Source organism: Cupriavidus sp. KK10 (assembly GCF_018223725.1).
GTDB lineage: Bacteria > Pseudomonadota > Gammaproteobacteria > Burkholderiales > Burkholderiaceae > Cupriavidus > Cupriavidus necator.
Window position 1 is genome coordinate 2059839 of sequence record NZ_CP073677.1, and the last position, 24463, is coordinate 2084301.

Annotated in this window: 24 protein-coding genes; 13 read left to right on the forward strand and 11 right to left on the reverse strand. The window is 69.0% G+C overall.

Annotated elements, in window-relative coordinates; genetic code table 11:
* Nucleotides 1–10 precede the first annotated feature (10 nt).
* Together KB879_RS09965 and KB879_RS09970 are read right to left on the reverse strand one after the other, a co-directional pair.
* Complete coding sequence (locus KB879_RS09965; protein ID WP_249221271.1) at nt 11–292, reverse strand: hypothetical protein; 282 nt, start codon at nt 290–292, stop codon at nt 11–13.
* A gap of 190 nt (nt 293–482) precedes the next feature.
* Nucleotides 483–2924: a TonB-dependent receptor gene (locus KB879_RS09970; protein ID WP_211981163.1), complete on the reverse strand. Its 2442-nt coding sequence runs from the start codon at nt 2922–2924 to the stop codon at nt 483–485.
* A 376-nt stretch (nt 2925–3300) separates the two neighbouring features.
* On the opposite strand from KB879_RS09970, the gene KB879_RS09975 reads away from it, so the two are divergent.
* The 9 genes from KB879_RS09975 (at nt 3301) to KB879_RS10015 (ending at nt 12268) form a co-directional block, all read left to right on the forward strand.
* Nucleotides 3301–4296, forward strand: a complete 996-nt coding sequence (locus KB879_RS09975) for a tripartite tricarboxylate transporter substrate binding protein (protein ID WP_211981165.1) — start codon at nt 3301–3303, stop codon at nt 4294–4296.
* A complete protein-coding gene (locus KB879_RS09980; protein ID WP_211981167.1) occupies nt 4296–5072 on the forward strand; it encodes an ABC transporter ATP-binding protein in 777 nt (258 codons plus the stop codon). Before KB879_RS09975 ends, KB879_RS09980 begins: the two co-directional genes overlap by 1 nt.
* Nucleotides 5069–6097 carry a PQQ-dependent catabolism-associated beta-propeller protein gene (locus KB879_RS09985; RefSeq protein ID WP_013952679.1) on the forward strand — a complete coding sequence of 343 codons (1029 nt, stop codon included), beginning with the start codon at nt 5069–5071 and terminating at the stop codon, nt 6095–6097. Before KB879_RS09980 ends, KB879_RS09985 begins: the two co-directional genes overlap by 4 nt.
* Complete coding sequence (locus tag KB879_RS09990) at nt 6090–7295, forward strand: branched-chain amino acid ABC transporter substrate-binding protein (protein WP_249221272.1); 1206 nt, start codon at nt 6090–6092, stop codon at nt 7293–7295. The genes KB879_RS09985 and KB879_RS09990 overlap by 8 nt, the downstream gene beginning before the upstream one ends.
* 7 nt (nt 7296–7302) lie before the next feature.
* Entirely contained in the window at nt 7303–8115 is an 813-nt protein-coding gene (locus KB879_RS09995; protein WP_013952681.1) for an ABC transporter permease, read from the forward strand.
* Between the two features lie 17 nt (nt 8116–8132).
* Entirely contained in the window at nt 8133–8912 is a 780-nt protein-coding gene (locus KB879_RS10000) for a quinoprotein dehydrogenase-associated SoxYZ-like carrier (protein WP_228772386.1), read from the forward strand.
* Nucleotides 8909–9880 carry a quinoprotein relay system zinc metallohydrolase 1 gene (locus KB879_RS10005; RefSeq protein WP_153953954.1) on the forward strand — a complete coding sequence of 324 codons (972 nt, stop codon included), beginning with the start codon at nt 8909–8911 and terminating at the stop codon, nt 9878–9880. Before KB879_RS10000 ends, KB879_RS10005 begins: the two co-directional genes overlap by 4 nt.
* A 201-nt stretch (nt 9881–10081) precedes the next feature.
* The gene (locus tag KB879_RS10010) at nt 10082–11824 is read left to right on the forward strand and encodes a PQQ-dependent methanol/ethanol family dehydrogenase (RefSeq protein WP_153953953.1); all 1743 of its coding nucleotides are present in this window, start codon (nt 10082–10084) and stop codon (nt 11822–11824) included.
* A 120-nt stretch (nt 11825–11944) separates the two neighbouring features.
* Nucleotides 11945–12268 carry a c-type cytochrome gene (locus KB879_RS10015; protein ID WP_013952685.1) on the forward strand — a complete coding sequence of 108 codons (324 nt, stop codon included), beginning with the start codon at nt 11945–11947 and terminating at the stop codon, nt 12266–12268.
* A gap of 82 nt (nt 12269–12350) precedes the next feature.
* Here KB879_RS10015 and KB879_RS10020 read toward each other — a convergent pair whose 3' ends face one another.
* From KB879_RS10020 to pqqA, 6 genes are all read right to left on the reverse strand, one after another.
* Nucleotides 12351–13604 carry an IS256 family transposase gene (locus KB879_RS10020; protein ID WP_211982161.1) on the reverse strand — a complete coding sequence of 418 codons (1254 nt, stop codon included), beginning with the start codon at nt 13602–13604 and terminating at the stop codon, nt 12351–12353.
* Nucleotides 13605–13731: 127 nt separating this feature from the next.
* The gene (gene pqqE, locus KB879_RS10025; RefSeq protein WP_211982163.1) at nt 13732–14883 is read right to left on the reverse strand and encodes a pyrroloquinoline quinone biosynthesis protein PqqE; all 1152 of its coding nucleotides are present in this window, start codon (nt 14881–14883) and stop codon (nt 13732–13734) included.
* Nucleotides 14855–15127 carry a pyrroloquinoline quinone biosynthesis peptide chaperone PqqD gene (gene pqqD, locus KB879_RS10030; RefSeq protein ID WP_010809775.1) on the reverse strand — a complete coding sequence of 91 codons (273 nt, stop codon included), beginning with the start codon at nt 15125–15127 and terminating at the stop codon, nt 14855–14857. Before pqqD ends, pqqE begins: the two co-directional genes overlap by 29 nt.
* The gene (pqqC, locus tag KB879_RS10035; RefSeq protein ID WP_013952688.1) at nt 15124–15834 is read right to left on the reverse strand and encodes a pyrroloquinoline-quinone synthase PqqC; all 711 of its coding nucleotides are present in this window, start codon (nt 15832–15834) and stop codon (nt 15124–15126) included. The genes pqqD and pqqC overlap by 4 nt, the downstream gene beginning before the upstream one ends.
* A complete protein-coding gene (gene pqqB / locus KB879_RS10040) occupies nt 15831–16748 on the reverse strand; it encodes a pyrroloquinoline quinone biosynthesis protein PqqB (protein ID WP_013952689.1) in 918 nt (305 codons plus the stop codon). Before pqqB ends, pqqC begins: the two co-directional genes overlap by 4 nt.
* Before the next feature lie 132 nt (nt 16749–16880).
* Nucleotides 16881–16955 (reverse strand): pyrroloquinoline quinone precursor peptide PqqA, encoded by a 75-nt coding sequence (pqqA, locus tag KB879_RS10045; protein WP_010809778.1) that lies wholly within the window; start codon nt 16953–16955, stop codon nt 16881–16883.
* Between the two features lie 92 nt (nt 16956–17047).
* On the opposite strand from pqqA, the gene KB879_RS10050 reads away from it, so the two are divergent.
* Together KB879_RS10050 and KB879_RS10055 are read left to right on the forward strand one after the other, a co-directional pair.
* Nucleotides 17048–18007, forward strand: coding sequence for an alpha/beta fold hydrolase (locus KB879_RS10050; protein WP_211981169.1), 960 nt, complete (start codon nt 17048–17050; stop codon nt 18005–18007).
* Nucleotides 18007–18969 (forward strand): MBL fold metallo-hydrolase, encoded by a 963-nt coding sequence (locus KB879_RS10055; RefSeq protein ID WP_211981171.1) that lies wholly within the window; start codon nt 18007–18009, stop codon nt 18967–18969. Before KB879_RS10050 ends, KB879_RS10055 begins: the two co-directional genes overlap by 1 nt.
* Before the next feature lie 30 nt (nt 18970–18999).
* On the opposite strand, the gene KB879_RS10060 is transcribed toward KB879_RS10055, so the two are convergent.
* Nucleotides 19000–20988 carry a sigma-54-dependent Fis family transcriptional regulator gene (locus KB879_RS10060; protein ID WP_211981174.1) on the reverse strand — a complete coding sequence of 663 codons (1989 nt, stop codon included), beginning with the start codon at nt 20986–20988 and terminating at the stop codon, nt 19000–19002.
* 276 nt (nt 20989–21264) lie between these two features.
* Here KB879_RS10060 and pedF point away from each other — a divergent pair, with 276 nt between their 5' ends.
* Together pedF and KB879_RS10070 are read left to right on the forward strand one after the other, a co-directional pair.
* Nucleotides 21265–21744, forward strand: coding sequence for a cytochrome c-550 PedF (pedF, locus tag KB879_RS10065; protein WP_013952693.1), 480 nt, complete (start codon nt 21265–21267; stop codon nt 21742–21744).
* A gap of 82 nt (nt 21745–21826) precedes the next feature.
* A complete protein-coding gene (locus KB879_RS10070; protein WP_013952694.1) occupies nt 21827–22735 on the forward strand; it encodes an ABC transporter substrate-binding protein in 909 nt (302 codons plus the stop codon).
* Between the two features lie 18 nt (nt 22736–22753).
* Here KB879_RS10070 and KB879_RS10075 read toward each other — a convergent pair whose 3' ends face one another.
* Complete coding sequence (locus tag KB879_RS10075; protein ID WP_211981176.1) at nt 22754–24073, reverse strand: type II toxin-antitoxin system HipA family toxin; 1320 nt, start codon at nt 24071–24073, stop codon at nt 22754–22756.
* Nucleotides 24070–24330 carry a helix-turn-helix domain-containing protein gene (locus KB879_RS10080; RefSeq protein WP_013952696.1) on the reverse strand — a complete coding sequence of 87 codons (261 nt, stop codon included), beginning with the start codon at nt 24328–24330 and terminating at the stop codon, nt 24070–24072. Before KB879_RS10080 ends, KB879_RS10075 begins: the two co-directional genes overlap by 4 nt.
* Between the last annotated feature and the right edge of the window lie 133 nt (nt 24331–24463).

Consider the following 24463-nt stretch of genomic DNA (forward strand, 5'->3'; position numbering starts at 1 on the left):
GGCTCTCCGGTCAAGGGACCCGCGCCCGGCTGGCGAACGCATTCCATTCCCGGAAGACCGTATCCAGGCAGGACGCCGAATCGCAACGGTCCCGCTTCTTGCGGAACGCTGCAATGTCCGCCTCAGTGATTGCCCGCGCCTTGAGCAGGCGCTGCTGGTCGGCGTAGATGCGCTGGTAGCCCATGGAAAACAGCGCGGATTCGCAGATCAGTCGTTGCGCCTGCGTGGCGCTGGCAGGCGTGGCCGACGGATCGCAGTCGATGTCGGTGGCATGCGCGGTGCTCAGGAACATGAGGCCTGCGGATGCCAGGGTGTGGAGGGCGATGCGGACAATGCAGGTCATGACGGGGTGGGGGAGAGGGCTGACGCTCGACGCAAAGGCGCCGTGTCAGGCGAATAGTAGCGCGCCCCGGGTGCGGGCCGACAGGTTCTCATTGCGTGCCGGCCCGCGTCGCATTGCTCAGCGGAACCTGCCTGGCTTGCTACATCCGGAACACCACCCCCAGCCAGAAGCTCCGCGGCGCGCCCGGTGCCACGAACAGCGCGCTGGCGGCATCCCCCGGTGCCACGTGCGGGCGCACCAGGCTGCCGCCGGGGAACACATCATTCGCGATCTGGCCATAGGTCTCGTAGCGCCGGTCAAAGACATTGGCCACGCGCGCATAGATCTCAAACCGCTTGTTCACCTTGTACGCCGCGCGCAGGTTGAGGGTGGCGTAGCCGGGCACATGCCAGTCAGCGGTCTTCGGCGGCACGCCCGGTTGCGGGTCGCTGCGCAGGCCGTCTTCGTTGCCGCTGGAGACGGTGCTTGACACCGCCACCAGGTCGGCGCCGAGCGTCAGGCCGGCCAGTGCCTGCCAGTCGAGGCCCAGCTTGAGCGTATGGCGGGGCAGGCCAGCCATGCGCATGCCGGGCCGGATGTCGATGGTGCGCTCGCCGGCGGCAAGCTGGCCGGCGGCCTGGTAGGTGGCCTGGAGATAGCTGTAGGCAAGCCGCAGCGTGACATCGCCCACGCGCTGGCGGGCGGTGAGGTCCAGGCCCTGGTTGCGGGTGCGGTCGAAGTTGGCGAAATAGCCGAGCTGGGTGTTCGGCGCGCGCAGGAAGAGGATGTCGTCGTGATTGTCGACGCGGTAGAGCGACGCGGTGACTTCGGTGTCCTTGCCGCGGTGCCAGCGCACGCCTGCTTCATAGGAGTGGGAGACCACCTGCTTCAGGTAGGGGTCGGCCTGCAGGCCGGCCGGCAGGCGGCAGGGCCGCGTCGGGTCGGCGCAGCCGAGTTCGAGGACGGTGGGGACGCGGTTGTTCTGGGCGTAGCCGCCGAACACGGTGACGCCGCCGCCCAGCTTCTGCGAGAGCCCCAGCGCCGGGTTGAGGCGGCGGTAGGTAAAGCTCTCGCGCGGCTGTTCGCTGCCGTCGCTGTTGCGCAGGGTGTTGCTTACCGCGACGTGGTTCCACCTGGCCGAAGCGGTCAGGAAGGTGCTGGGGGTCAGCGACCAGGTGTCGGACAGGTACAGGCCGAGCATGCGCGAGCTGCCGCCGACGCCGGAGAACAGGGCGTTGGGGGCGTCCGGGTCGGCCACCGCGCCGCGGTCGTCGGTGAAGGTGCCGGGCTGGGCGTACTGCGAGTAGGTCAGGCGGCTGCGGTCCAGGGTCAGGCCGGCGTTGAGCAGGTGGTGGTCGGTCTCCCTGGCCATGCTCAGCGCCATGCCGACGGTCTGCTGCCACATATGGGTGGTGTTGATCACGGCGGGATGCAGCGCGGCGCCTTCGGCCCGGGTCATGCCGCAGGCGTCGCCGCGCGGGCTGCCGTCGGGCGCAAAGCCGTCCTCGCAGTCTTCGGCATAGGCCTCGTAGGCGGGGTTGACATCGCCGTTGGTGGTGTCGCGGCGGCTGGTGCGCACATAGGCCAGCGCCGCGGCGCTGGTCTTGTCGTCGAACCAGTGGCGGCCGTTGACGGCGAGCTGGGTCAACTGGTTGCGGGTCTGGTCGGGGTAGGTGTACACGGCGCGGCGGTTGGCCTGGTAGATGTCTGGCAGCGTGCCGTTGCCGCTGGCGCGGAAGCTGGGCACCAGCCCGTTGCCGGTCAGCGTGCTGCGGCCGTGCAGCACGGACACGTCCCAGCTGTCAGTGTCGCCCGCATAGCCAGCCTTGGCGAAGACGTTGCCAAGCCGGCCGCCCGACTGGTCGCGCCAGCCATATTCCTGGAACAGGGTGCCGGCTGCGAATGCGTGCCAGCCGCCGTCGCTGCGCACGCCGCCGGACAGGTCGGCGCGCTTGCGGGCGCCGCTGCCGTAGGACAGGTCGGCCGTGAAGCCGGGCGAGTCCAGCCCGGAACGGGTGGTCATGGCCAGCGCGCCGCCCAGGGTATTGAGGCCGTAGGCCGGGTTGGCACTGGATACCAGCGACACGCTCGCCAGCGCGGCTTCCGGGATCATGTCCCAACTGACCACGTCGCCGAAGGGCTCGTTGACGCGGATGCCGTCCAGGTAGACCGACAGGCCCTGCGGCACGCCCGGAATGGACGAGGCACGGAAGCCGCGGTAGGTGATGTCGGTCTGGAACGGGCTGCCCTGGATGTCGTTGACGTTGACGCCGGCCAGGTTGCGGGACAGATACTCGGCCAGGTTGCCGGCGCGCGACCGGTCCAGGTCATCGCCGCGCACGGTCTGCACGGTGTAGGGCACCAGGTCGCTGTCCACGCCGATGCCCGGCAGCGGCGCGGCGGCCACCACCAGGACTTCCGGCAGCATGGCGCTGTCCTGGTTTGGGACAGGGGTGTCCTGCTGCGCAACAGCGGGCCGCTGGGCCATCAGGGCGACCGCCACGGCAATCGCGGTGGCGGCGCCGCGGCTGGCCCTGCCGCGGCAAGCCACGGTGTCGCGCGGCGCCTGCCCTGGCGGTGCGGGGCGGGGGTTGGCTGGCATGTTCCGTCTCCTCCGGATAAGCGGTGCGATACCTGCATTGGGTAGCGCTTGCCCGGAGCTGAGCAGGTTTCATACCGTGCATCGGGAGTTCGGGACTTGCGCGGCGAGAGGCCCGAGGGACGCGCTGGCCGAATCCGCCTTGCGCCGGTGCCTGTCACAAAACAGGACAGCCGCGGGCACAAGCAGCGGGCCGGTGCTCCACCATGGGACAGTCGTGCGCGGCGCACCGCACAAGGCACGGCCTGGCCGCAGCGTCCGGGAGTGCGTCCGGCGCGGCCAGGCAACGCCTGGCATGGAGCGCGGCCCCATGCTGCGCTGCACATGGTATCGGCCTTGCTCTGTTCACCCGCATCAACACTCTGCCTGGTGCCCAGCCATGTTCCGCCGCCTCGGTCGCTGCCTTGCCTGCCTGATGTTGCCGTGCCTCGGCCTGGTCCATGCGGGCGCCGCGCTGGCCGAGGGCGCGCACGGGTATCCGTCGCGGCCGATCACGCTGGTGGTGCCATGGCCAGCGGGCGGCGCCACCGATATCTCCATGCGCATCCTGGCGGAGCTGGCCGGGCGTGAGCTGGGGCAGCCGATCGTGGTGGAGAACCGGCCGGGCGCCGGCGGCACGCTGGTGGGTGGCTTGCTTGCCGCGGCGCGGCCGGACGGCTACACCATCGGCCAGCTGCCGCTGACGGTGTATCGCTTCCCGCATCAGCAGAAGACCGCCTGGCAGCCGCTGCGCGACATCCAGCCGGTGCTGATGATCTCGGGCTACACCTTCGGCATCGTGGTGCCCACAGACAGCCCGTTGCGCTCGCTGCGCGACCTGATTGCCTGGGGCCGCGCGCATCCGGGCGAGCTGACCGTGGGTTCCACCGGCATCGGCACCACCGCCCATCTGGCGATGGAGGACGTGCTCGGGCGCAGCGGCGTGCGCTATATCCACGTGCCGTATCACGGCACCGCTGACCAGATGCTGGCGGTGGCCAACGGTTCGCTGATGGCGGGGGTCAATTCCACCGGCTTCGCGCCCTACGTTGAGATCGGCAAGCTGCGCCTGCTGGCCGTGTTCAGCGCGCAGCGCTCACCGCGCTGGCCTGAGGTGCCGACGGTAAGCGAGCTGGGCTTTGCCGATGCGGTCCATAACTCGCCCTACGGCATCGGCGTGCCGCGCGGCACCGATCCGGCAATCGTCGGCCGCCTGCATGACGCGTTCCGCGCCGCGATGCAGCAGCCGCGCCACCTTGCGGAACTGGCCAGGTACGACCAGGAACTGACTTACCTGAATACCGCGCAATACGATGCCTTCCTGCGCCATGCGTGGGAGACCGAGCGGACCTTTGCCGGGCGCGTGGGCACCGCGCGGCCCGGGGGGCAGCTGTGATGGCCATGCAGGCACCACCGGCGCTGTGCTGCGACGCCGTGCGCAAGGCGTTCGGCAGCCGCGCGGCCCTGGACGGGGTCTCGCTCAGCGTGCGGCGCGGCGAGTTCGTGGCACTGCTCGGGCCCAACGGGGCGGGCAAGACCACGCTGTTCCAGATCCTCAGCGGCCTGTTCGTGGCCGATGCGGGGCAGGTCACGGTCATGGGCAGCGACATGCGGCGCGATCCGGTGCGTGCGCTGGCACGGCTGGGCATCGTGTTCCAGCAGCCGGCCATCGACCTGGACCTGCCGGTGCTGGCCAACCTGCGCTTTCACGCGGACCTGCACGGGCTGCCGCGCCGAGTGGCGGCGCAGCGCATCGCCCGGCTGCTCGATGACTTCGGGCTGGCGGCGCGTGCGCGCGCACCGGTGCGCGAGCTTTCTGGCGGCAACCGGCGCAAGGTGGAACTGGCGCGCGCGCTGCTGCATGAACCGGCCATGCTGCTGCTGGACGAGCCGACGGTGGGGCTGGACCCGGCCTCGCGCGCGCAGCTGGTGGCCGATGCCCGGCGGCTGACGGCGCGGGCGCAGGCCGGCGTGCTGTGGGCCACCCACCTGGTGCAGGAGGTGGAGCACGCCGACCGCGTGATCGTGCTGGACCGCGGCACCGTGCGTTTCGACGGCACCCCGGCCGCACTGCGCGGCGCTGCGGCGTGCGACACCCTGGAGGGCGCCTTCCTGGCCATGACGCCGCTGGCCCCTGTCACTGACCCGGCTGCGAGGCGCGTACCCGCATGAACAAGATGCCATCCCCCGTCTGGTTTGCCTTTACCTTGCTGCTGGTTACGACGCTGCTGGTTGCCGCCGGCCTGGCCGAAGGCGCGCAGGGCGGCGCCGCGCCCCCCGTCGGCCAGGCTACCAACCAGGTCTTCGTCTCGAGCGAGAAGGACGATGCCCTCGCCGTCTTCGATGCCCGCAGCCGGCAACTGGTCGCGGTATGGCGGCAGTGCAAGCGCCCGCGCCACCTGCAGCTGTCGCCCGACCGCACGCGCCTGTACGTGGCCTGCAGCGACGACAACCGGGTGGATGTGGTCGATGTGGCCAGCCGCAAGACCGTGGCATCGCTGCCGGTGGGGGACGATCCGGAGTTGTTCGATCTCAGCCAGGACGGCCGCACGCTCTATGTCTCGAATGAAGAGGACGGGCTGCTGTCGGCCTACGACACGGCTTCGGGCAAGCGCGTGTTCGCGCTTAGGGTGGGTGAGGAGCCGGAGGGCGTCAGGGTCAGCGCCGACGGCAGGCATGTGTACGTGACCTCGGAGGTGGCCAACCTGGTCCATGTCATCGACGTGGCCTCGCGCAAGGTGATCCGCAATATCCAGGTCGGCAACCGGCCGCGGCGGCTGCTGCTGGTGCGCGGCGGCAAGGAGCTGTGGGTGTCCAACGAGCTCTCGGCCAGCGTCAGCGTGATCCGCACCGATACCTTCGAGGTGGCCCAGACCATCGCCTTCGCGCCCCGGGGCTTTCGCGCCGAGGACGTGACCCCGGTGGGCATGGCGGCCAGCGGCGACGGCACGCGCGCCTATATCGGGCTGGGCCGCGCCAACCATGTCGCGGTGGTCGAGGTGGCGTCGCGCCGGGTGCAGGACTATGTGCTGGTCGGCCGCCGCGCATGGGGGCTGGCGCTGAGCCGCGACAACGCGCGGCTTTATGTCGCCAACGGCCTGTCCGACGATGTCAGCGTGGTGGACACCGCCAGCCGCAAGGCGGTGGCCACGCTCAAGGCGGGCCGGGTGCCGCATTCGGTGGCGATCGATGACTGAGCGCTCGCGTGCGTGGTGGCAGTGGTGGCGTGCCGGGTTGGGCGCCATGGCGTTGGCGTGGCTGCCTGCCGCGGTGCACGCTGCCGAGGTGCGCGTGGCGGTCGTGTCGCAGGCCGACGACGCGCGCTATGCGCCCCGGCGCCTGGCGCAGCGCTATCCCGGCCAGCCGCAGGGCCGTGCGCTCGACAGCGCCCAGGTGGCGGCCGCGGAAGCGCGCGTGGCGCTCGAGGCCGCGGGCCAGTCGCTCAGGCTGGAAGTCCAGGAAGCCCGCACCGGCGCCGAGGTGGCCCCGCTGGTCGCTGCGCTGGCGCGGCAGGGCACGCGCTATATCCTGCTGGACCTGCCGTCGGCGTCGGTCAGGGCGGCCGCGGGCGCGGTCAGGCCGGGCGAGGCCTTGTTGTTCAACGTGTCCGCCGATGACGACGCGTTGCGCGGCGCCGGCTGCGCGCCGGTGCTGCTGCACACGCTGCCCAGCCTGCGCATGCGCGCGGATGCGCTGATGCAGTACCTGGTGTTGCGCAGATGGCGCCGCGCCCTGCTGCTGAGCGGCCCGTCCGCGGCCGATGCGGCGCAGCGCGATGCGCTGGTGATGTCGGCGCGGCGCTTTGGCATTGCCTGGTCGGGGCAGCGCACCTTCAGGCTGTCCAACGACCCGCGTGAGCGCGACCAGGCCAACCTCGGCCTGCTGACCGGCGGCGTGGACTATGACGTGGTGGTGGTGGCCGATGCCGACGGCGAGTTCGCCCGCGGCGTGCCCTACGCCACGCTGCTGCCGCGCCCGGTAGTGGGCGCCAGCGGGCTGGGCGCGCAGGCGTGGCACTGGGCCTGGGAGCGCAATGGCGGGCCGCAGCTCAACCGGCGCTTCATGCGGGCGGCGGGCCGTCCGATGACCGGCTACGACTGGGCTGCATGGGTGGCGGTCAAGGCCATCGCCGAGAGCGTGGCGCGCCTGCCCAGGGCCGGGTTTGCCGGACAGGCGCAGGCGCTTGCCGCCGGGCAGGTGGTGGTGGACGGCTTCAAGGGGCCGCCACTGTCGTTCCGCCGCTGGGACCGCCAGCTGCGCCAGCCGGTGTTGCTGGCTCACCCTGACGGCGTGGTCGGCATGGCCCCGGTGGAAGGCGTGCTGCATCCGAAGAACAACCTCGACACCCTGGGCGCCGATGAAGCCGACACGGCGTGCCGGACCCCATCCGCGTAGCGCACCCATGGCCTCCATCCTGATCCATCGCTGGCGCGCGCTGCGCGCGGTTTGCGGGCGCGAGCTGCGCAAGTACCTGCGCCAGCCCGGGCGCCTGCTGTCGTCGCTGGTGCGCCCGCTGCTGTGGCTGCTCGTGTTTGCCGCGGGCTTCCAGAACGCGCTGGGCGTCGCCATTGCGCCGCCCTATGACACCTACATCGAATACAAGATCTACGTGGCGCCCGGACTGCTGGGCATGATCGCGCTGTTCAACGGCATGCAGTCGTCGCTGGCCATGGTGTACGACCGCGAGATGGGCGTGATGCGGCTGCTGCTGACCGCGCCGCTGCCGCGGGGCTGGCTGCTGGGTTGCAAGCTGGCGGCGGGCACGGTGCTGTCGCTGCTGCAGATGGCCGCGTTCCTGCTGGTGGCGATGGCCTTCGGCATCCGCTTCGAGTCCCTGCACCTGCTGGCGGCGACGGGCGCCATGGCGCTGGCCGCGCTGATGCTGGGCGCGCTGGGCCTGCTGCTGTCGGTCCATGTGCGCCAGCTCGAGAACTTTGCCGGCACCATGAACTTCGTGATCTTCCCGATGTTCTTCATCAGCTCGGCGCTGTATCCGCTGTGGAAGCTGCAGGAGTCGGGCGCGGAGCTGGTGTACCAGCTGGCCCGCTTCAATCCCTTCACCCACGCGGTCGAGGCGATCCGCTTTGCGCTGTACGGGCAGGTGGCACCGCTGAGCCTGGCGGTGGTGGCGGGCAGCGCGGTGGTGTTCTTCGCGCTGGCGCTGCAGGGCTACGACCCGCAGCGCGGCATGGCGCGCCGGGGGCAGCAGGCATGAGGCGCCGGACGCGGGGCATGGTCCTGCTGATGGCGGCCGCACTGGGCATGGCCAGTCCGGCGGTACCGGCTGCCGGGGCAGCGGACGCCGTCATCGCGCACAGCGATCCGCTGCAGTCGCCGCAATGGGCCTGGATCCAGAAGGAGCTGCTGCAGACTGGCCCGGTGGTGTTCGACAGCCGCGTCAGGGTGACCGGGCCGGCGTTTGCGGAAGACCCCATGCGCGTGCCGATCGCCTTCGATGCCTCGGCGCTGGGCGAAGTGGATCGCATCGTGGTGGCGGTGGACCGCAACCCGATCCGCGAGGTGCTGGCGTTCGAACCGCTGCGGGTGCGCCCGTCGCTGTCGTTCCGCTTCAAGCTGGAACAGGCATCGCCGGTGCGGGTGGCGGCGCGCACGCGCGATGGCACCTGGCATGTCGGCAGCGTGCTGGTCGATGCCGGCGGCGGGGGCTGCACGGTGCCCGGCGCCACGCGCCGCGACGGCAGCTGGAGCCGCACGCTCAACCGCGTGGACGCGCGCGTGTTCCCGGGCTTCGGCGGGGCCGCGGCACGCGTGCGGCTGCGCGTGATGCATCCGATGGATACCGGCCTGGCGGCAGGTATCCCGGCGTTCCATATCGAGACCCTGGTCCTGGCTGACGCGGCCCGGCAGCCGCTGCTGCGACTGACGCTGCATGAGCCGGTTGCCGAGAATCCGATCTTCTCCTTCGACCTGCGCGATGCCGTGCCGCCGGGCATGACGGTGGCCGGCCACGACAACAACGGCAACCGCATCGCGGCGCGGGTGTCCCCATGAAGCGACGATTGCTACTGTGGTTGCTGCTATGCCTGGCGGGCCAGCCCGTGCCGCCGGCACTCGCCCAGCAGGCCGCGCTGCAGCCTCCTGACTACCGCCTGGCCCCGCGCGAGATCGCCGCGGGCGTGTGGCTGCTGGAAGGCGCCAATGCCGACTTCGCGCCCGGCAACGGCTGCAACATCATCAATACGGCGTTTATCGACACCGGCGACGGCGTGGTGGTCATCAACACCGGCCCGTCGCGGCTGTATGGCGAGCAGCAGCGCAAGGCGATTGCATCGGTCACGGCCGCCCCGGTGCGGCTGGTGCTGAACCTGAACCTGCATCCAGACTATTTCTTCGGCAACCAGGCCTATGCCGATGTGCGCGGCAGCGCCCTGGCCGGCACCATCGACGGGGCGCGGCGCGAGGGCGCCGCTTATGCCGACAACCTCTACCGCCTGTGCGGCGACTGGATGCGCGGCACCGAGTCCGTGCCGGCTGCCCACGCGCTGGCGCCGGGCCGCCGCACGATCGGGCGCCATACGCTGGAGCTCGTGCGCCTGGACGGCCATACCGGCGACGACCTGGTGGTGCTGGACCACAGCGCGGGCGTGGTCTTTGCCGGCGGACTGGTGTTCCGGCAACGCATTCCGACCACGCCGCACGCGGATATCGGCCGCTGGCAGGCCAGCCTGGACCGGCTGCAGGCGCTGCTGGCCGACAGCGGGGCGCGCGTGCTGGTCCCCAGCCACGGGCCAGTGCCTGCGGCCGGCGGCGGCGCAGAGGCCATCGCGCAGACGCGCGGTTACCTGCAATGGCTGGATACGCGCCTGCGCGAGGCCGCGGCGCAGGGGCGGGACCTGGCCGAGGTCATGGCGATGCCGGTGCCGCAGCCCTACGCGCACTGGGCCGCGATGCCCGCGGAGTACCTGCGCAACGTCGGCCATCTCTACCCGGCGCGCGAGGAAGCCGCGCTTGGGCACTGACGCCGGCCAGCCGTGGCGGGCTGTTCAATTCTGGAGCAGCTGCAACGCAGTGTTGCGCGCTGGCACGGCCGCCATCACGCAGCGGGGCCGCAACCGGCGTGCTGGTGGGGGGATGCGACTGGCATGGGAATTGCCAAAGGCATGTCTGGTGTGTGGCGCAGTGGCGCACCAGGGAAACCCAAAACAAGAGAGGAGATGGCAATGAGGACGTTACGAGTAGTGATGGCGGTTGCGGCTGCCGCGGCCAGTCTGGCCGCGCAGGCGGCAGTGACCGATGCCATGATCGAGAACGACGCAAAGAGCCCCGGCGATGTGTTGTCGTGGGGCATGGGCCCGCAAGGCCAGCGCTATTCCACGCTGTCGCGCATCAATACGAAGAACGTCGGGCAGCTGGTGCCGGCGTGGTCGTTCTCGTTTGGCGGCGAGAAGCAGCGCGGGCAGGAATCGCAGCCGCTGATCCATGACGGCAAGATGTTCGTGACGGCCTCGTATTCGCGCATCTATGCGCTGGACCTGAAGACCGGGCGTAAGCTCTGGAAGTATGAGCACCGGCTGCCCGAAGGCATCATGCCGTGCTGCGACGTGGTGAACCGCGGTGCGGCACTCTACGACAACCTGGTGATCTTTGGCACGCTCGATGCGCAGCTGGTGGCGCTGGACCAGAAGACCGGCAAGGTGGTGTGGAAGGAGAAGCTGGAAGACTACGCTGCCGGCTATTCGTACACGGCGGCGCCCATGATCGTCAAGGGCATGGTGCTGACCGGCATCTCGGGCGGCGAGTTCGGCGTGGTGGGCCGGGTCGAGGCGCGCGATGCCAAAACCGGGCAGCTGGTGTGGTCGCGGCCGGTGGTGGAAGGCCATATGGGCTACAAGTACGACAAGGACGGCAACAAGACCGAGAACGGCGTGACCGGCACCGCCAACGCAAGCTGGCCGGGCGAGACCTGGAAGACCGGCGGCGCCGCCACCTGGCTGGGCGGCACCTATGATCCGGCCACCGGGCTGGTGTACTTCGGCACCGGCAATCCGGGCCCGTGGAACAGCCATATCCGCAAGGGCGACAACCTCTACTCGGCCTCGACGGTGGCGCTGGATCCCGCCACCGGCAAGATCGTCTGGCACTACCAGAACACCCCGAACGACGGCTGGGATTTCGATGGCGTCAATGAGTTCGTGACCTTCGACCTGGACGGCAAGCGCATGGGCGGCAAGGCCGACCGCAATGGCTTCTTCTACGTCAACGACGCGGCCAGCGGCAAGCTGGTCAACGCCTTCCCCTTCGTCAAGAAGATCACCTGGGCCACCGGCATCGACCTGAAGAGCGGTCGCCCCAACTACATCGCCGAAGGCCGTCCCGGCGACCCCGCCGCCGGCAGCGACGAGAAGAAGGGCAAGTCCGTGTTTGCCGCGCCGGGCTTCCTTGGCGGCAAGAACCAGCAGCCGATGGCTTACAGCCCGCAGACCGGCCTGTTCTACGTGCCCGCCAACGAGTGGGGCATGGATATCTGGAACGAGCCCATCAGCTACAAGAAGGGTGCTGCCTTCCTGGGCGCGGGCTTCACCATCCGTCCGCTGAACGAGGACTATATCGGCACGTTGCGGGCCATCAACCCCAAGAGCGGCAAGATCATGTGGGAGGTCAAGAACAGCGCGCCGCTGTGGGGCGGGGTGATGACCACCGCCGGCGGGCTGGTGTTCTGGGGCACGCCGGAAGGCTACCTGAAGGCGGCCGACGCCAGGACCGGCAAGGAGCTGTGGCAGTTCCAGACCGGCAGCGGCGTCGTGGCGCCCCCGGTCACTTGGGAAGAGAACGGCGAGCAGTACGTGGCGGTGGTGTCCGGCTGGGGCGGTGCGGTGCCGCTGTGGGGCGGCGAGGTGGCCAAGCGCGTGAACTTCCTGGAGCAGGGCGGCTCGGTGTGGGTGTTCAAGCTGCACAAGAGCTGAGCCGGCGGGAGGTGACACGGTCCGGCGCACGCGCGCATCGCATCATGGGTGCGCGGCGTGCGCCGGGCGCGGTTGCAACAGGACGAAACGGGTCGAAATGGGACGAAGAGGGACACAGGTATGAAGAAGGAATGGATGGCGCTGGCGGTGGTTTCGGCGCTGCTGCCGGGCGCGGCACTGGCCGGCACGGCCGCCGACATGCAGGCCCTGGCCGACAAGAGCGGCTGCTTTTCCTGCCATGGCATGCAGTCAAAGCTGGTGGGGCCGGGGTTTGCCGAGGTGGCCGCCAAGTACAAGGGCGACAGCCAGGCGGCGGAGCGGCTGGCAAAGAAGATCCGCGAAGGCGGCAAGGGCGTGTGGGGGCGGATTCCGATGCCGCCGCATGGCAGCCTTGGCGAGGATGACGCGAAGAAGCTGGCGGAGTGGGTGTTGAGTGCCAGCTGAGGCCGGCGACTGTCTTGACGATGCCGGCTTGCCGGCAAGGAGGTGTCAGGAATTCTGTGTGCTGAGGTCGGTTAAATAAATCTCAGCGTAGGGCGTTGGTGAAGCGGTCACCGAAGAGAATGGCGAACTGGTTGGCCGCTTGTTTCCAGGTGATGGGCGGCATCTTCCAGTCTTTCTCGATGTTGCGCAAGGCCAGGTAAAGCAGCTTGCTGGCCGCCTCGTCGCTGGGGAAGTGACCTCGGTTCTTGACGATCTTGCGCAACTGCATGTGCATGCTTTCGATGGCGTTGGTCGTGTAGATGATCCTGCGCACTTCGGGCGGGTAGACGAAGAACGGGATGACCTGCTCCCATTGGCGGCGCCACATGTCGGTCACCGTGGGGAATTTGCGGCCCCAATCGCTGGCGGCGAACGCCTGCAGCGCGCCGGCGGCGGCGTCGGCCGTGGCAGCCTGGTAAATCGGCTTGAGCGCGGCCGCCAGGCCCTTGCGGTCCTTCCAGCTCGCCAGGTTCAGCGAGTTGCGGATCAGGTGGACGATACAGGTCTGGATTTGCGCGCCGGGGTAGACGGCCTCGATCGCTTCGGGGAAGCCACGCAGGCCGTCGACGACGGCGACCAGGATGTCGTCCAGGCCGCGGTTCTTCAACTCGTTGAAGACCTTGAGCCAGAACTTGGCGCCCTCGGTTTGCTCGATCCACAGGCCGAGCACCTCCTTGCGCCCGTCGGCGCGGATACCCAAGGCCAGGTAGACGGCCTTGTTCCTGACGGTGCCTTCGTCGCGGATCTTCAGGCGCAGCGCGTCGAAGTAGACGATGGGGTACATCGCCTCCAGCGGACGCTGCTGCCATTGTTCGACCTCGGCCAGCACTTCGTCGGTGATGGTGGAAATCAGGTCAGGCGAGACCTGCAGCCCATACAGTTCCTGCAAATGGCCCTGAATCTCACGCACGCTCATCCCGCGCGCATACATGCTGATTACGTGGTCGTCGAAGCCGGACAGCCGGCGTTGGTACTTGGCGACCAGTTGCGGCTCGAAGGTGGCTTGCCGGTCGCGCGGAATGTCCAGTTCCAGCTCGCCGTTGGGCGTGATGACGGTCTTTGCACTGCTGCCGTTGCGGTGATTGCCGCTCTTGCCTTGCTTGGCCTCGCTGGCCAGATGGTGCGTCAGTTCGGCGGCAAGCATACGCTCGGCCAACTGCTTCTTGAGCAGGCCGGCCAAGCCTGATTCACCGAGAATCGACTCGGCGTCCTTGTTCTGTACCTGAGCCAGTAGTTGATCGATCAACTCATCCGGAAACAGCTTCGGCGCGCTCGATTTCTTGCTCTTCTTGGTCATGCTTGTTGTTTCGGTCATAAGGGCGTTTCTTTCGATATCGTCTCATGACCTCAACACACAAGAAATCTGACAGGCTCGCCGGCAAGGTACCCCGGCTGGCGCCTGCCATGCCGGGGTCTTTTCTTTCTTACCGCTGGCCGCTGCTCAGCCGCAGCGAGTTGCCATCGCTGCGAAATACCATCGCTTGTTCGCGCGCCTGCGCCACGGCCAGCCGGCCCTGCAGCACGATCTCGCTGACCTTGTCGTGCGCGCCGGAGCGCTCGCACACCGGGTCTGTCGCGGCGGCGTCGCCGGTGACAAGGAACGCCTGGCAGCGGCAGCCGCCGTAGTCCTGCTCGCGCTGGTCGCACGAACGGCAGGGTTCCTGCATCCACTGCGTGCCGCGGAAACGGCGGAAAGCATCGCTTTCGGTCCAGATCTCGCGCAGCCCCTGCGTGGTGACATTGGGCAGCGCCAGGCCGGGCAGCATGCGCGCCGCGTGGCAGGGCAGCGCGGTGCCGTCGGGCGCCACGCCAAGGAAGGTGGTACCCCAGCCGTTCATGCACTTCTTGGGCCGAGCCTCGAAGTAGTCAGGCACGACGAACAGGATCTGGCATTGCCTGCCGATGCGCGCGCGGTACTGCCGGACCACGGCCTCGGCCTCGCGCAGCTGCTCATAGGTGGGCAGCAGCGCCAGCCGGTTCTCCCAGGCCCAGCCGTAGTACTGCGTGTTGGCCAGTTCCAGGTATTCGGCGCCCATCTGCAGGGCCATCTCGATGATGGTGCCGACATGCGGCAGGTTATGCCGGTGCAGCACGCAGTTCATCACCATCGGGTAGCCGTGCGCCTTGATCATGCGCGCCACGCGCTGCTTCAGGTCAAACGTGCGGGTGCTGGACAGGAAGTCGTTGAGCTCGCGGGTGGAGTCCTGGAACGACAGCTGGATATGGTCCAGGCCGGCTTCGCGCAGGGCGGCAAGGCGGGCGTCGGTCAGGCCCACGCCGGAGGTGATGAGGTTGGTGTAGAAGCCCAGGCCATGCGCATGCCTGACCAGTATCTCCAGGTCCTTGCGCAGCAGCGGCTCGCCGCCGGACAGCCCGAGCTGCACCGCGCCCAGCGCCCGCGCCTGGCTGAACACATCGCACCATTGCGCGGTGCTCAGCTCGGCCGTATGCCGGGCATAGTCCACCGGGTTGGAGCAGAAGGCGCAATGCAGCGGGCAGCGGTAGGTCAGCTCGGCCAGCAGCCACAGCGGCGGGCCGGGCGGGACCTCAGACCAGCCAGCCGCGTTCGATGGCATGTTTGACAAAGGCATGTACCTCCGGGGCGATGCCCTGCACGCCAAACGCGGCCTGCAGGTCGTCGATCAGCATGTCCAGCGTGTGGCTGCCGTCGCAGCGCTGCAGGATCGCGGCGGCGCTGTCGTTGAGGGTGACCATGCCTTCCGGGTACAGCAGCACCCAGCTTTGCTGGGACGCTTCCCATTGCAGGCGAAAGGTCCGGTGCAGGGTCGGTCTGGCGAGGTCTTGCGTGCTGGCTGTCATGGGTTGGCTTGCTGGATGGCGTCGAGCATCGACCAGAGCACGTCGAGCTTGAACTGCAGGATGTCGAGGGCGCGCTGCTGTTGCGCCGCGCTGCGGAAGTGGCCCAGCGTCACGCGCAGGCCATGGTCCACGTCGCGCTGCGCGAGCGGAATGCGAGAGCGGAAGTAGTCCAGCCCGGCGGCCTCGATCCACGGGTAATGCGTGGGCCAGCCGGCCAGGCGTTCCTTGTGGATTGCGGGCGCGAACATCTCCGTCAGCGACGAGCACACGGCTTCCTGCCACGGCGCGCGGCGCGCAAAGTTGACGTAGGCATCGACGGCAAAGCGCACCCCGGGCAGCACGTGCCGGTGGCTCAGCAGCGCTTCGCGCTCCAGGCCCACCGCCTGGCCCAGGCGCAGCCAGGCCTCGATGCCGCCGGGTTGGGTGTCGGTGCCGTCGTGGTCAAGGATGCGCACCACCCACTCGCGGCGGGTGTCGCGCTCGGGGCAGTTGGACAGGATGGCGGCGTCCTTCAGCGGGATGTTGTCCTGGTAGTAGAAGCGGTTGGCCACCCATGCGCGGATCTGCGCTGGCGAACACTGGCCCGCCGCCATGCGCTGGTTGAAGGGATGGTGGATGTGGTAGCCGCTTTCCATGGCGCGCAGGCGGGCCTCGAACTCGGCCTCGGTCCAGGCGATGAGGGAGTTGGAGGGAATGGCAGATGTCATAGTGCGATTTCCATGCCGTCGTACGCCACCTCAATGCCGTGCCGCGCCAGCTCTGCGCGCTCGGGCGAGTCTTCCACCAGCACCGGGTTGGTATTGTTGATATGGATAAGGATCTTGCGGCTGGCGGGCAGCCGCCCCAGGACCTCGATCATGCCGCCGGGTCCGGACAGGGCCAGGTGGCCCATGTCGGCGGCGCTCTTGCCGGAGAAGCCCGGCGCCTGCATCTCGTCGTCGCGCCAGAAGGTGCCGTCGATCAGCACGATGTCGGCGCTGTGCAGCTCCGCAAAGACGTGGTCGTCGATGCGGCCCAGGCCGGGCGCGTAGAAGGCGCGACGGCCGCTGCGGCGGTCTTCGATGCGCAGGCCGATGTTGTCGCCCGCGCGCGGCGCGTGGCGGTTGGGCGAGTAGGGCGGGGCCTTGCTCTCCAGCGGTATCGCCGTCAGTGTCATGCCGTCCAGCGGCGGGACTGAAAACGCGGTGCCGTCGCAGGGCAGGGCGTGCGTCTGCAGGCCGCAGTAGTGCGACAGGATGCGCGTCAGCGGGAAGGCCGCGCCCAGGTCGTCGAGGACGGCGGCCGTGGCATAGACCGGCAGCGCCTGGCGGTGTTCGCGCAGCATCAGCAGGCCGGTGATGTGGTCGATCTGCGCATCCATCAGCACGACCGCGGCGATGGCGGTGTCGCGCGGCGCGCGCGCGGGCTGCAGCGCGGGCGCCTGGCGCAGCTGCTGCAGGATATCGGGCGAGGCATTGACCAGGATGGCATCAGGCCCGTCGCCCGTCAGCGCGATCGAGGATTGCGTGCGCGGCGTGGCGCGCAACGTGCCGCGGCGCACGCCGTCGCAGTTGTGGCAGTTGCAGTTCCACTGCGGAAAGCCGCCGCCGGCGGCCGACCCCAGTACCCGGATGCTTGTCATGGCGTGAGCGCTTGGTGTTGGGTCATGGCTTCACGGAGCAGGCGCCAGCCCTGGCGCCTGCCTGCGTTGGTTGTGCTTGCGGTCCGCGGCTTGCCTGTCGGCGCACCGCCGGTCGCAGGCGCCGCGGCACGTTCAGCGGTTGGCGATGTACATCGTGATTTCAAAGCCAAGCCGCAGCTCGGTGTAGGCGGGGGTGGTCCAGCGCATGTCTCTCTCCTTGGGTGGCATGGTTAGTGAATATCGTCTTGCCGCGGCGCCTGGCTGCCGCCCGACTGCCGCATTCCCTCAAGGCAACATCCATGCCCGACGCATCCACGATATCCGCCGGCTTTTCCAGCACGGCCACCACCTTCTACCTGCGTACGCCCGACGCCCAGCGCGTGCATGTGCGGCTGGCCGGCACCGCGGACGGCGAGCCGTGGCTGGTGCTGCATGGCGGGCCGGGCAGCGGCTGCTCTGCCGCCATGGCGCAATGGTTCGACCCGCGGCGGCACCGCGTGGTGATGCCGGATCAGCGCGGCGCCGGCCGCTCCAGGCCGGCTGGCTGCCTGCGCCGCAATACCGTGGGCGCGCTGCTGGCCGACCTGGAGCAGCTGCGCCGCGCGCTGGGCATCGAGCGCTGGGGCGTGGTGGGCGGATCATGGGGGGCGGCACTTGCCCTGGCGTACGCGGCGCAATGCCCGCACGCCGTGGCGGCGGTGGTCCTGCGCGGCACCTTCCTGACTGGCCGCGACGATGTGCTCGCGCTGTTTTCGCCGCGCCATGGGGGCAGCCGCATGCTGCATTGCGTCAAGGCACGGGGCGAGCGCTTGCCCGATGCGCGCGCGCGGCTGCTCACTGTGTCACGGCTGTTGCAAAGTGGTACGCCTGTTCAAAAACGGGACACTGCCGCGGCGTGGCAGGCGAGCGAACAGGCGTTGCTGGGTCTTTCCCCTGCGTCGCCTACGCGCCGGCAGCCGCGGCGTGAGCGCATGGCCGCGGTGAACAAATACCGCATCCAGGCGCACTACCTGCGCAACCGGGCCGGACTGGGCAAGCCGGCCTTGCTCAGGGCGGCGCGGGTCATCGGCGCGCATGGCCTGCCGGTGACGCTGCTGCATGGCCGCGCCGACAAGGTCTGCCGTCCTGCCAACGCGCTGCGCCTGCAGGCCGCCATGCCGGGCGCAAGGCTGGCCTGGGTGGACGGCGGACACCTGGCGGCCGGGCTCATGCGCGACGCGCTGGTGGCCGCGATCCGCGCCGCTGGCTGGCAGCGGTGATGCCCACGACGCGGCGCGGCTTTCTTGGCGCCACGCTTGCGCTGGCCATGAACGGCTGGCGCCCGGCGGCCGCTGCCGGCACGCGGGTCACGCTGGAGCGGCTGCAGCCAGGCGTGTACGTGGCCCGCGCCGGCAATGCCGAAGTGACGCGCGCCAACGCCGCCGAAGTGGTGCCGACCCTGGTCCATCTGAGCGGTGCGGGCGTGCTGGTGGTGGACCCCGGGCCGCAGGCGACGTGGGGCGGTGCGCTGCTCGGCGCCATCCGGGCGCTGACGTCGCAGCCCGTGCGTTGGGTGGTCAATACGCACGCCCACCCGGAGAACGTGCTGGCCAATGCCGCGTTCGCACGGCTGCGGCCCCGGCCCGTGTTCCTGGCCTCCGCCGCCACGGCTGCGCTGATGCGGCAACGCTGCGCGGCCTGCCTGGCCCGCATGGCCACGCTGCTCGGGAACGGTGCCATGCGCGGCGCCGCGATCGTGCTGCCGGAGCCCGCGCTGCAGCCCGATGGCTGGCTGCACACCGGCGCTACCGCCTGGCAGGTGCAGGTTTACGCGAACGCGCACAGTGCCTCGGATACGGTGCTCTACGCGCCGCGGCTGCAGCTGCTGTGTGCGGGCGGCCTGGCTTACCGCGAGCGCGTGCCGGAGATGCAGGAGGCCTCCCTGCAGGGGTGGCGCCGTGCGCTGCGGCGGCTGCAGGAGCTGCCGGCGCGCACGGTGGTGGGCACCGCGCCGGGCACGCCCGCCCAGACGCTGGCGCCGACGCTGGCCTACCTGGATGCGCTGGCGGACGGAATCGGCGCCGCGCTGGCCGCGGGCAGCGATGCCTCACGCGCCAGCGACGCCGTGGCGGCGCAACCGTTCCGGCATTGGCGCCATTTCCAGTCGCGCCACCCGCTGAACGTGCAGCGCGCCTGGCGCGAGCTGGAAGACCAGTGGATGCAGGGCGAACCGCTGGCCTGAGCGCGCGGCTGCCCTGGTGCGTGGCCGGGATCAGCCGGCCTGGTGGGGCAGCCCGCGGGCCTCTTCCATTTTCCGGTAGACCGTATTGCGCGAGATCCCCAGCGCCTTGGCCGCCGCAGAGATATTCCCGTTGTGCGCCTTGACCGTGGCGACAATGGCCATGGCCTCGACATCGGCCAGCCGCGTGGGCTGCGCGCCCGGCAGCATATGGGCCGCGGGCACCGCCGCATGCCCCTGGCGCTCGCGCAGGTCATCGAGGAAGTCGTCGGGCAGGTGGTCTTCGGTGATCTCGGCTTCGCCTTCAGCCATCAGCCGCGCGGTGCGCAGCAGGTTGCACAGCTGGCGGATATTGCCCGGCCAGTGGTAGCGGCGGAACATCTCCATCACCGACTCGCGGATGCGGGGCGGCTCGCCGGGTTGCACACCCGCCTGCTCCTGGCGCAGCAGCCTGGCGGCCACCGCGTCGAGGTCGCCGCGCTCGCGCAGGGCCGGCAGCCGCACCACCAGCCCGTTGAGGCGGTAGTAGAGGTCTTCGCGGAACTGGCCGTTGGCGACCAGATCACGCAGGTTGCGGTTGGTGGCGCACACCACCGAGACGTCGACATGGATGACCTTGCTGCTGCCCAGCGGCGACACCGCGCGTTCCTGCAGCGCGCGCAGCAGCCGTCCTTGCAGATGCAGCGGCATGTCGCCGATCTCGTCCAGGAACAGCGTGCCGCCGTTGGCCAGCAGCATCTTGCCGATGCCGCCCTTCTTGCGGGCGCCGGTGAAGGCGCCTTCTTCATAGCCGAACAGCTCGGACTCGATCAGGTTTTCCGGGATGGAGGCGCAGTTCACGGCAATGAACGGCCCGGCATGGCGCGGGCTGTCGGCGTGGATGGCGCGCGCCATCAGTTCCTTGCCGGTGCCGGTCTCGCCCAGCACCATCACCGGAATATCCTTGCCGATGACCTTGCGCAGCTTGCCGATGACCGCGCGGATCTGCGCGTCGCCCGTGTCCAGGTCGTCCAGCCCGGGCGAGCGGGCCGGGCCTGCGGCCAGGCTGCGCGGTGCGGCGGCCGTGCCGGGCGGGGCTGCGTGGCCGGCATCGGTGTTGCCTGGCAGCGATGCGGCGGGTGACTTCCATTCGACCCGGGCGCTGACCTTGACGCCGCTGGGCAGGTGCAGCTGGACGATGCCCGCATGGGCCGCGCGCACCGCGTCGAACAGCTGCGACATCGACAGCCCGAACAGCGAGGAAAAGGTGTGCGCATGCAGGGCGCCATTGGACAGGCCAAGCTGGAACTGCCCGCTGCGGTTGGCTGACAGGAAACGCCCGCCGGGCGTGAAGGAGACAATGCCCTCCACCAGCGTGCCCAGGAACTCCGCGCGCGAATGGAAGCGGATGCACACCATGTCGCGGAAGGCGTTGCCGAACAGCTGGTTCTCGATCATCTGCGCCGACATCCGCACCAGCGCCATGGTGTGCTTGTGGAAACCGCGCTGGTCGCCGGTCACATCCAGCGCCCCCACGGTCTTGCCATAAGGGTCGAGGATGGTCATGCACGAGCAGGTCAGGAACTGGTTGGCCTCCAGGAAGTGGTCGGCGCCGTGTACCAGCGTGGCCCGGTTCTCGGCCAGGGCCGTGCCGATGGCGTTGGTGCCGCGGCGCGCTTCCGACCACTCCGCGCCCGGGCGCAGCGCGACCTGGTTGGCCCGGGCCAGAAAGTCGTCATCGCCCATCGAGTGCAGGATCAGGCCATCGGCGTCGGCCAGGATGACCATGCTCTGCGTATTCACGATCTGGTCGTAGAGCGTTTCCATCACCGGCAGCGCATAGGCGAACAGTGACTGGCTACGCTCGATCCGCGTTTTCAGCTCGCTCTGCAGCACCGGGCAGAAGTCGGGCGATTCATAGGGACGCAGGCCATAGGACTCGGAACGCTGGTGGGCCTGGGCAATCAGTTCGTCGCGCTCGGGCTGCCTCGTGTCACCCGGGGCGCCCGCCGCGGGGCGGGCCGGTTCCGGCTGGAAGGTCATTTCTCTGTCTCCTGTGGAAAGTCCGCCCGCGATCTTTGCGCGGGTCGCTGTCGGCGCCTTCGCCAGGCGCATGGTCGACAGTGTTGCGTCATGAAGCAAAACACTTGCCAGGGTGTGGCAATCCGGGACACCCGTGCCGCGATGCTGCGTTGCACAGAGCGATGGCGGCGCGGCGAAGCCTGCCTGCAGGCGCCTCCGGGCCGGGTCCGGCTGGCTGGTATGGCTCTTGCGGAAATGGGGCAAACCACCAAGACCCATCCACTGTAGGAGACATCCATGAAAACGCAGCGCCGCCTGCTTGCCTTGCTCGCGCTTTGCGCGTCCCTGACCGCTGTCCCGGCCGGCTCTGTGCTGGCCCATGGCGACGTAACGCCCCAGGCCGTCGATACCAAAGCGTTACCACAACTGGGCGACGAATGGCGCCCGGACAATCCCTACCGCAGCGGCGATGCGCACAAGGAGGCGCTGCGCATCGGCACCTCGGCCTATAACCAGAACTGCGCGCGCTGCCATGGCCTGGAAGCGGTGTCAGGGGGCATCGCGCCGGACCTGCGCAAGCTTGACGGCGACTGCGTCTCACTGGCGGATGCAAAGAAGAAAGAGGCGTGCATGAGCGAGATCTCGCAGTTCTACACCACCACCGTGCGCAAGGGCCGCACGCGCGACGGCCGCGTGTACATGCCGCCGTTCGACGGCGTGCTGAGCCAGGAGGCGGTGTGGGCCATCAAGACCTACCTGGAGTCGCGCCGCGAGTGAGGGGCGGCTGCGCCGGCAGCCCTTCCCGTTGTCCAGCCCCGGCCCGCAGTGCCGGGTCAACGCATCTTCCAGGAGCCATCCCATGCCTGCCAGCCCTGTCCGCGGCCCTAGGCTTTCCGTGTCCCCCATGCCGGCGGCGCCGGCCGGCGCCGTGCGCTGGCTGTGCGGCGCCTTGCTGGCTGCCGCCGCGCTCGTCTGCGCGCAACCGGCCCAGGCCGACCTGGCCAGGATCCGCCAGGCCGGCACCCTCAAGGTGGCGGTCTACAAAGGCTTGCCGCCGTTCTCCGCGATCGCGGGCAGCCAGGTCGCGGGCATCGATGTGGCCCTGGCCAGGGCACTGGGCAAGGAGCTGGGCCTGTCGGTGGCGCTGATGCCGTTCGATGCGGATGAAAACATGGCTGACGACTTGCGTGCCATGGTCTGGCGCGGCCATTACCTTGGCTACGGGCCAGCCGACGTGATGCTGCACGTGCCGGTCGACCGCGCCTTCATGCGCGAGAACGACAAGGCGCTGATCTTCGCGCCGTATTACCGCGAGACCTTCGTGCTGGTGCAGGACCGCGAGCGCGTGCCGGCGGTGCGCGGCCTGGAAGACCTGGCCGGGCAGCCGACTGGCGCCGCAGCCGGTTCGGCCGGGGCCAATGCGCTGCTGTCCGGCGCGGGCGGCGCCTTGCGCGACAAGGTCAGGATCTACCCCGAAGCCGACGCGGCATTGCGCGCGCTGTTTTCCGGCGAGATCGTGGCGGCGATGGTGACGCGCGCCCAATACGAGAGCGCGCTCAAGGCCGCGGGGCAATCCGGGGCGCGCTTTGCCGCGACGGAACCCAGCGCGCCGCTGCTGCCGCAGCGCGGGTGGGCCGTCGGCTTGGCGGTCAAGGCAGACGAGCGGGAACTGGCCGAAGCGCTGGAAAAGGCGTTGAGCGCGCTGCGCAGCAATGGCGAGCTGGCGCGCATCTTTGCCGGCTATGGGGTGTCGATGCAGGCGCCGTGAGGGTGGCTGGCGGGCGCCTCACCTGGCCGGCCTGCCGGCCCGCGCAAGCGGCAGCGTCTGCAGTCGCTCGGCAACGACATTGCGGATGGCCTGCGGCGCGCCCAGGTCGTCCAGCATGCGCGGCCAGTTGGCATGCGCCAGCGCGACGGCTTCCCTGACGGCGGCGGTCGCAATGCGCCGCGGGACGCCGGCCTTTTCCGCGATGGTCTCATACGTTGCCAGGGTTTCTTCACGCTGCCGCTTGTCGATGGCAACGTTCTGGCCATAGGTCGCAAAGCCGGGAAGGGCGGCCACGCAGACGATGTCATACGCCGGTGACAGTTCTGGCAAGACCCCGTTGTGATAGGTTACCGAGAAGTTCTTCAGGTGCGCATCGCTGTTGCCGATCAGCGTGTTGACCGCCTGGCGGAGGAAGAACTGCCGGGCATGCTCGACCCCGCTCGGACTCAGGCGATACAGGGTGGCAACGAGCTGAATGTAGCTCTCGATGCCGGCGTACTTCTTCGCTGGCATCCTGCCCAGCATCTGGCAGCCATCTTCGGCGTGCACACGTCCGGCCGGAGTGCGGTCAAACCTGTCCACCGCAAGGTAGTGCAGGTTTTCGCCCAACGATTCAACCAGTCCCTCGACCTCGATGGTCGAGACTGGCAGCACTCTCGTCGGCGCAACATGGACGCCGGCGGCGGCCGCGAGCTGCATCGAGATCGATTCGTTGAATACCTGCGAATCATCGTTCCGGGCAGGAAGCTTGGCGATGATGTCGGACAGCCTGCCTTTGGCTGGCAGCGTGTAGCGCTTGTTCTGCAGCACTGTCGACAGGGCCAGCTTGTTCTGCACGCCGGACACCGAGGCCGCGCCCTGCGTGGCGCCCTCCACCACGGCAATTTCCAGGTTGTCCGCGCCGCCGGTCACGCCATACGTCCGCGCATACTCCGGCAAGGCGCCGATGTCCGCCGGCACGATGACGACGGCCCCGGGGAGATCATTTCCGGCCGATGCCAGGATGCCGAAATCGTCCTTGTCATCGGGATTGCTCCGCGTTGCCTCGAGCCGCTTGCGCAGTTCGCCCTCGGGCAGCAGGCCGGCAAAGTAGGGCGGCAGTTCATGGCCCGTGCTGTAGACGGCAGGATGAAAGGGGTTGTCCAGCACCTCGGCGGTGGCCTTGCGGCCGGCCTCCGTCGGGACGCTGATCGACAGGCTCAGCGTGGGGCGGCGCGTGTCGCCCCGGAAGGCTTCGGATGGCACGAACCGGACATTGCCGCTGGCCTCGCACAGGTAGCCGCATAGCTGGTCGTACAGCCGGACCTCAAGAAAGCGCGGATGCAGTTCGTAGCTCATTCCTGGTCCAGGAAGATGTCGACCGCGCTGCGGGCACTGCGGTCGGGCCCGCTGCCTTTGCCTTCGAGGACTTGCCTGACTTCCTGTGCCCGCTCGTTGGGCACCAGGACCCATTCCGCATCCAGCGCGGCCGCCAGGGCTTCGAGGGTCGATGCGCGGCTGTCCTTCTTCCCCAGCAGGATCGCCGACAGGTTCTGGCTTGCCATGCCCAGCACCCGCCCGAGATCGGTCAGGGTCTTGCCTCTCGCTTTACGCATGTCGCGGCACTGGGAAACTAATGACATAGCATTATTTCGCTGATGTATGCATGTCTTAGTATGATACATCGGCGCGCCGATAGCCAGGCACATATCATTCGATAGTAGATATATTTTAGAAAATTAATGCTAT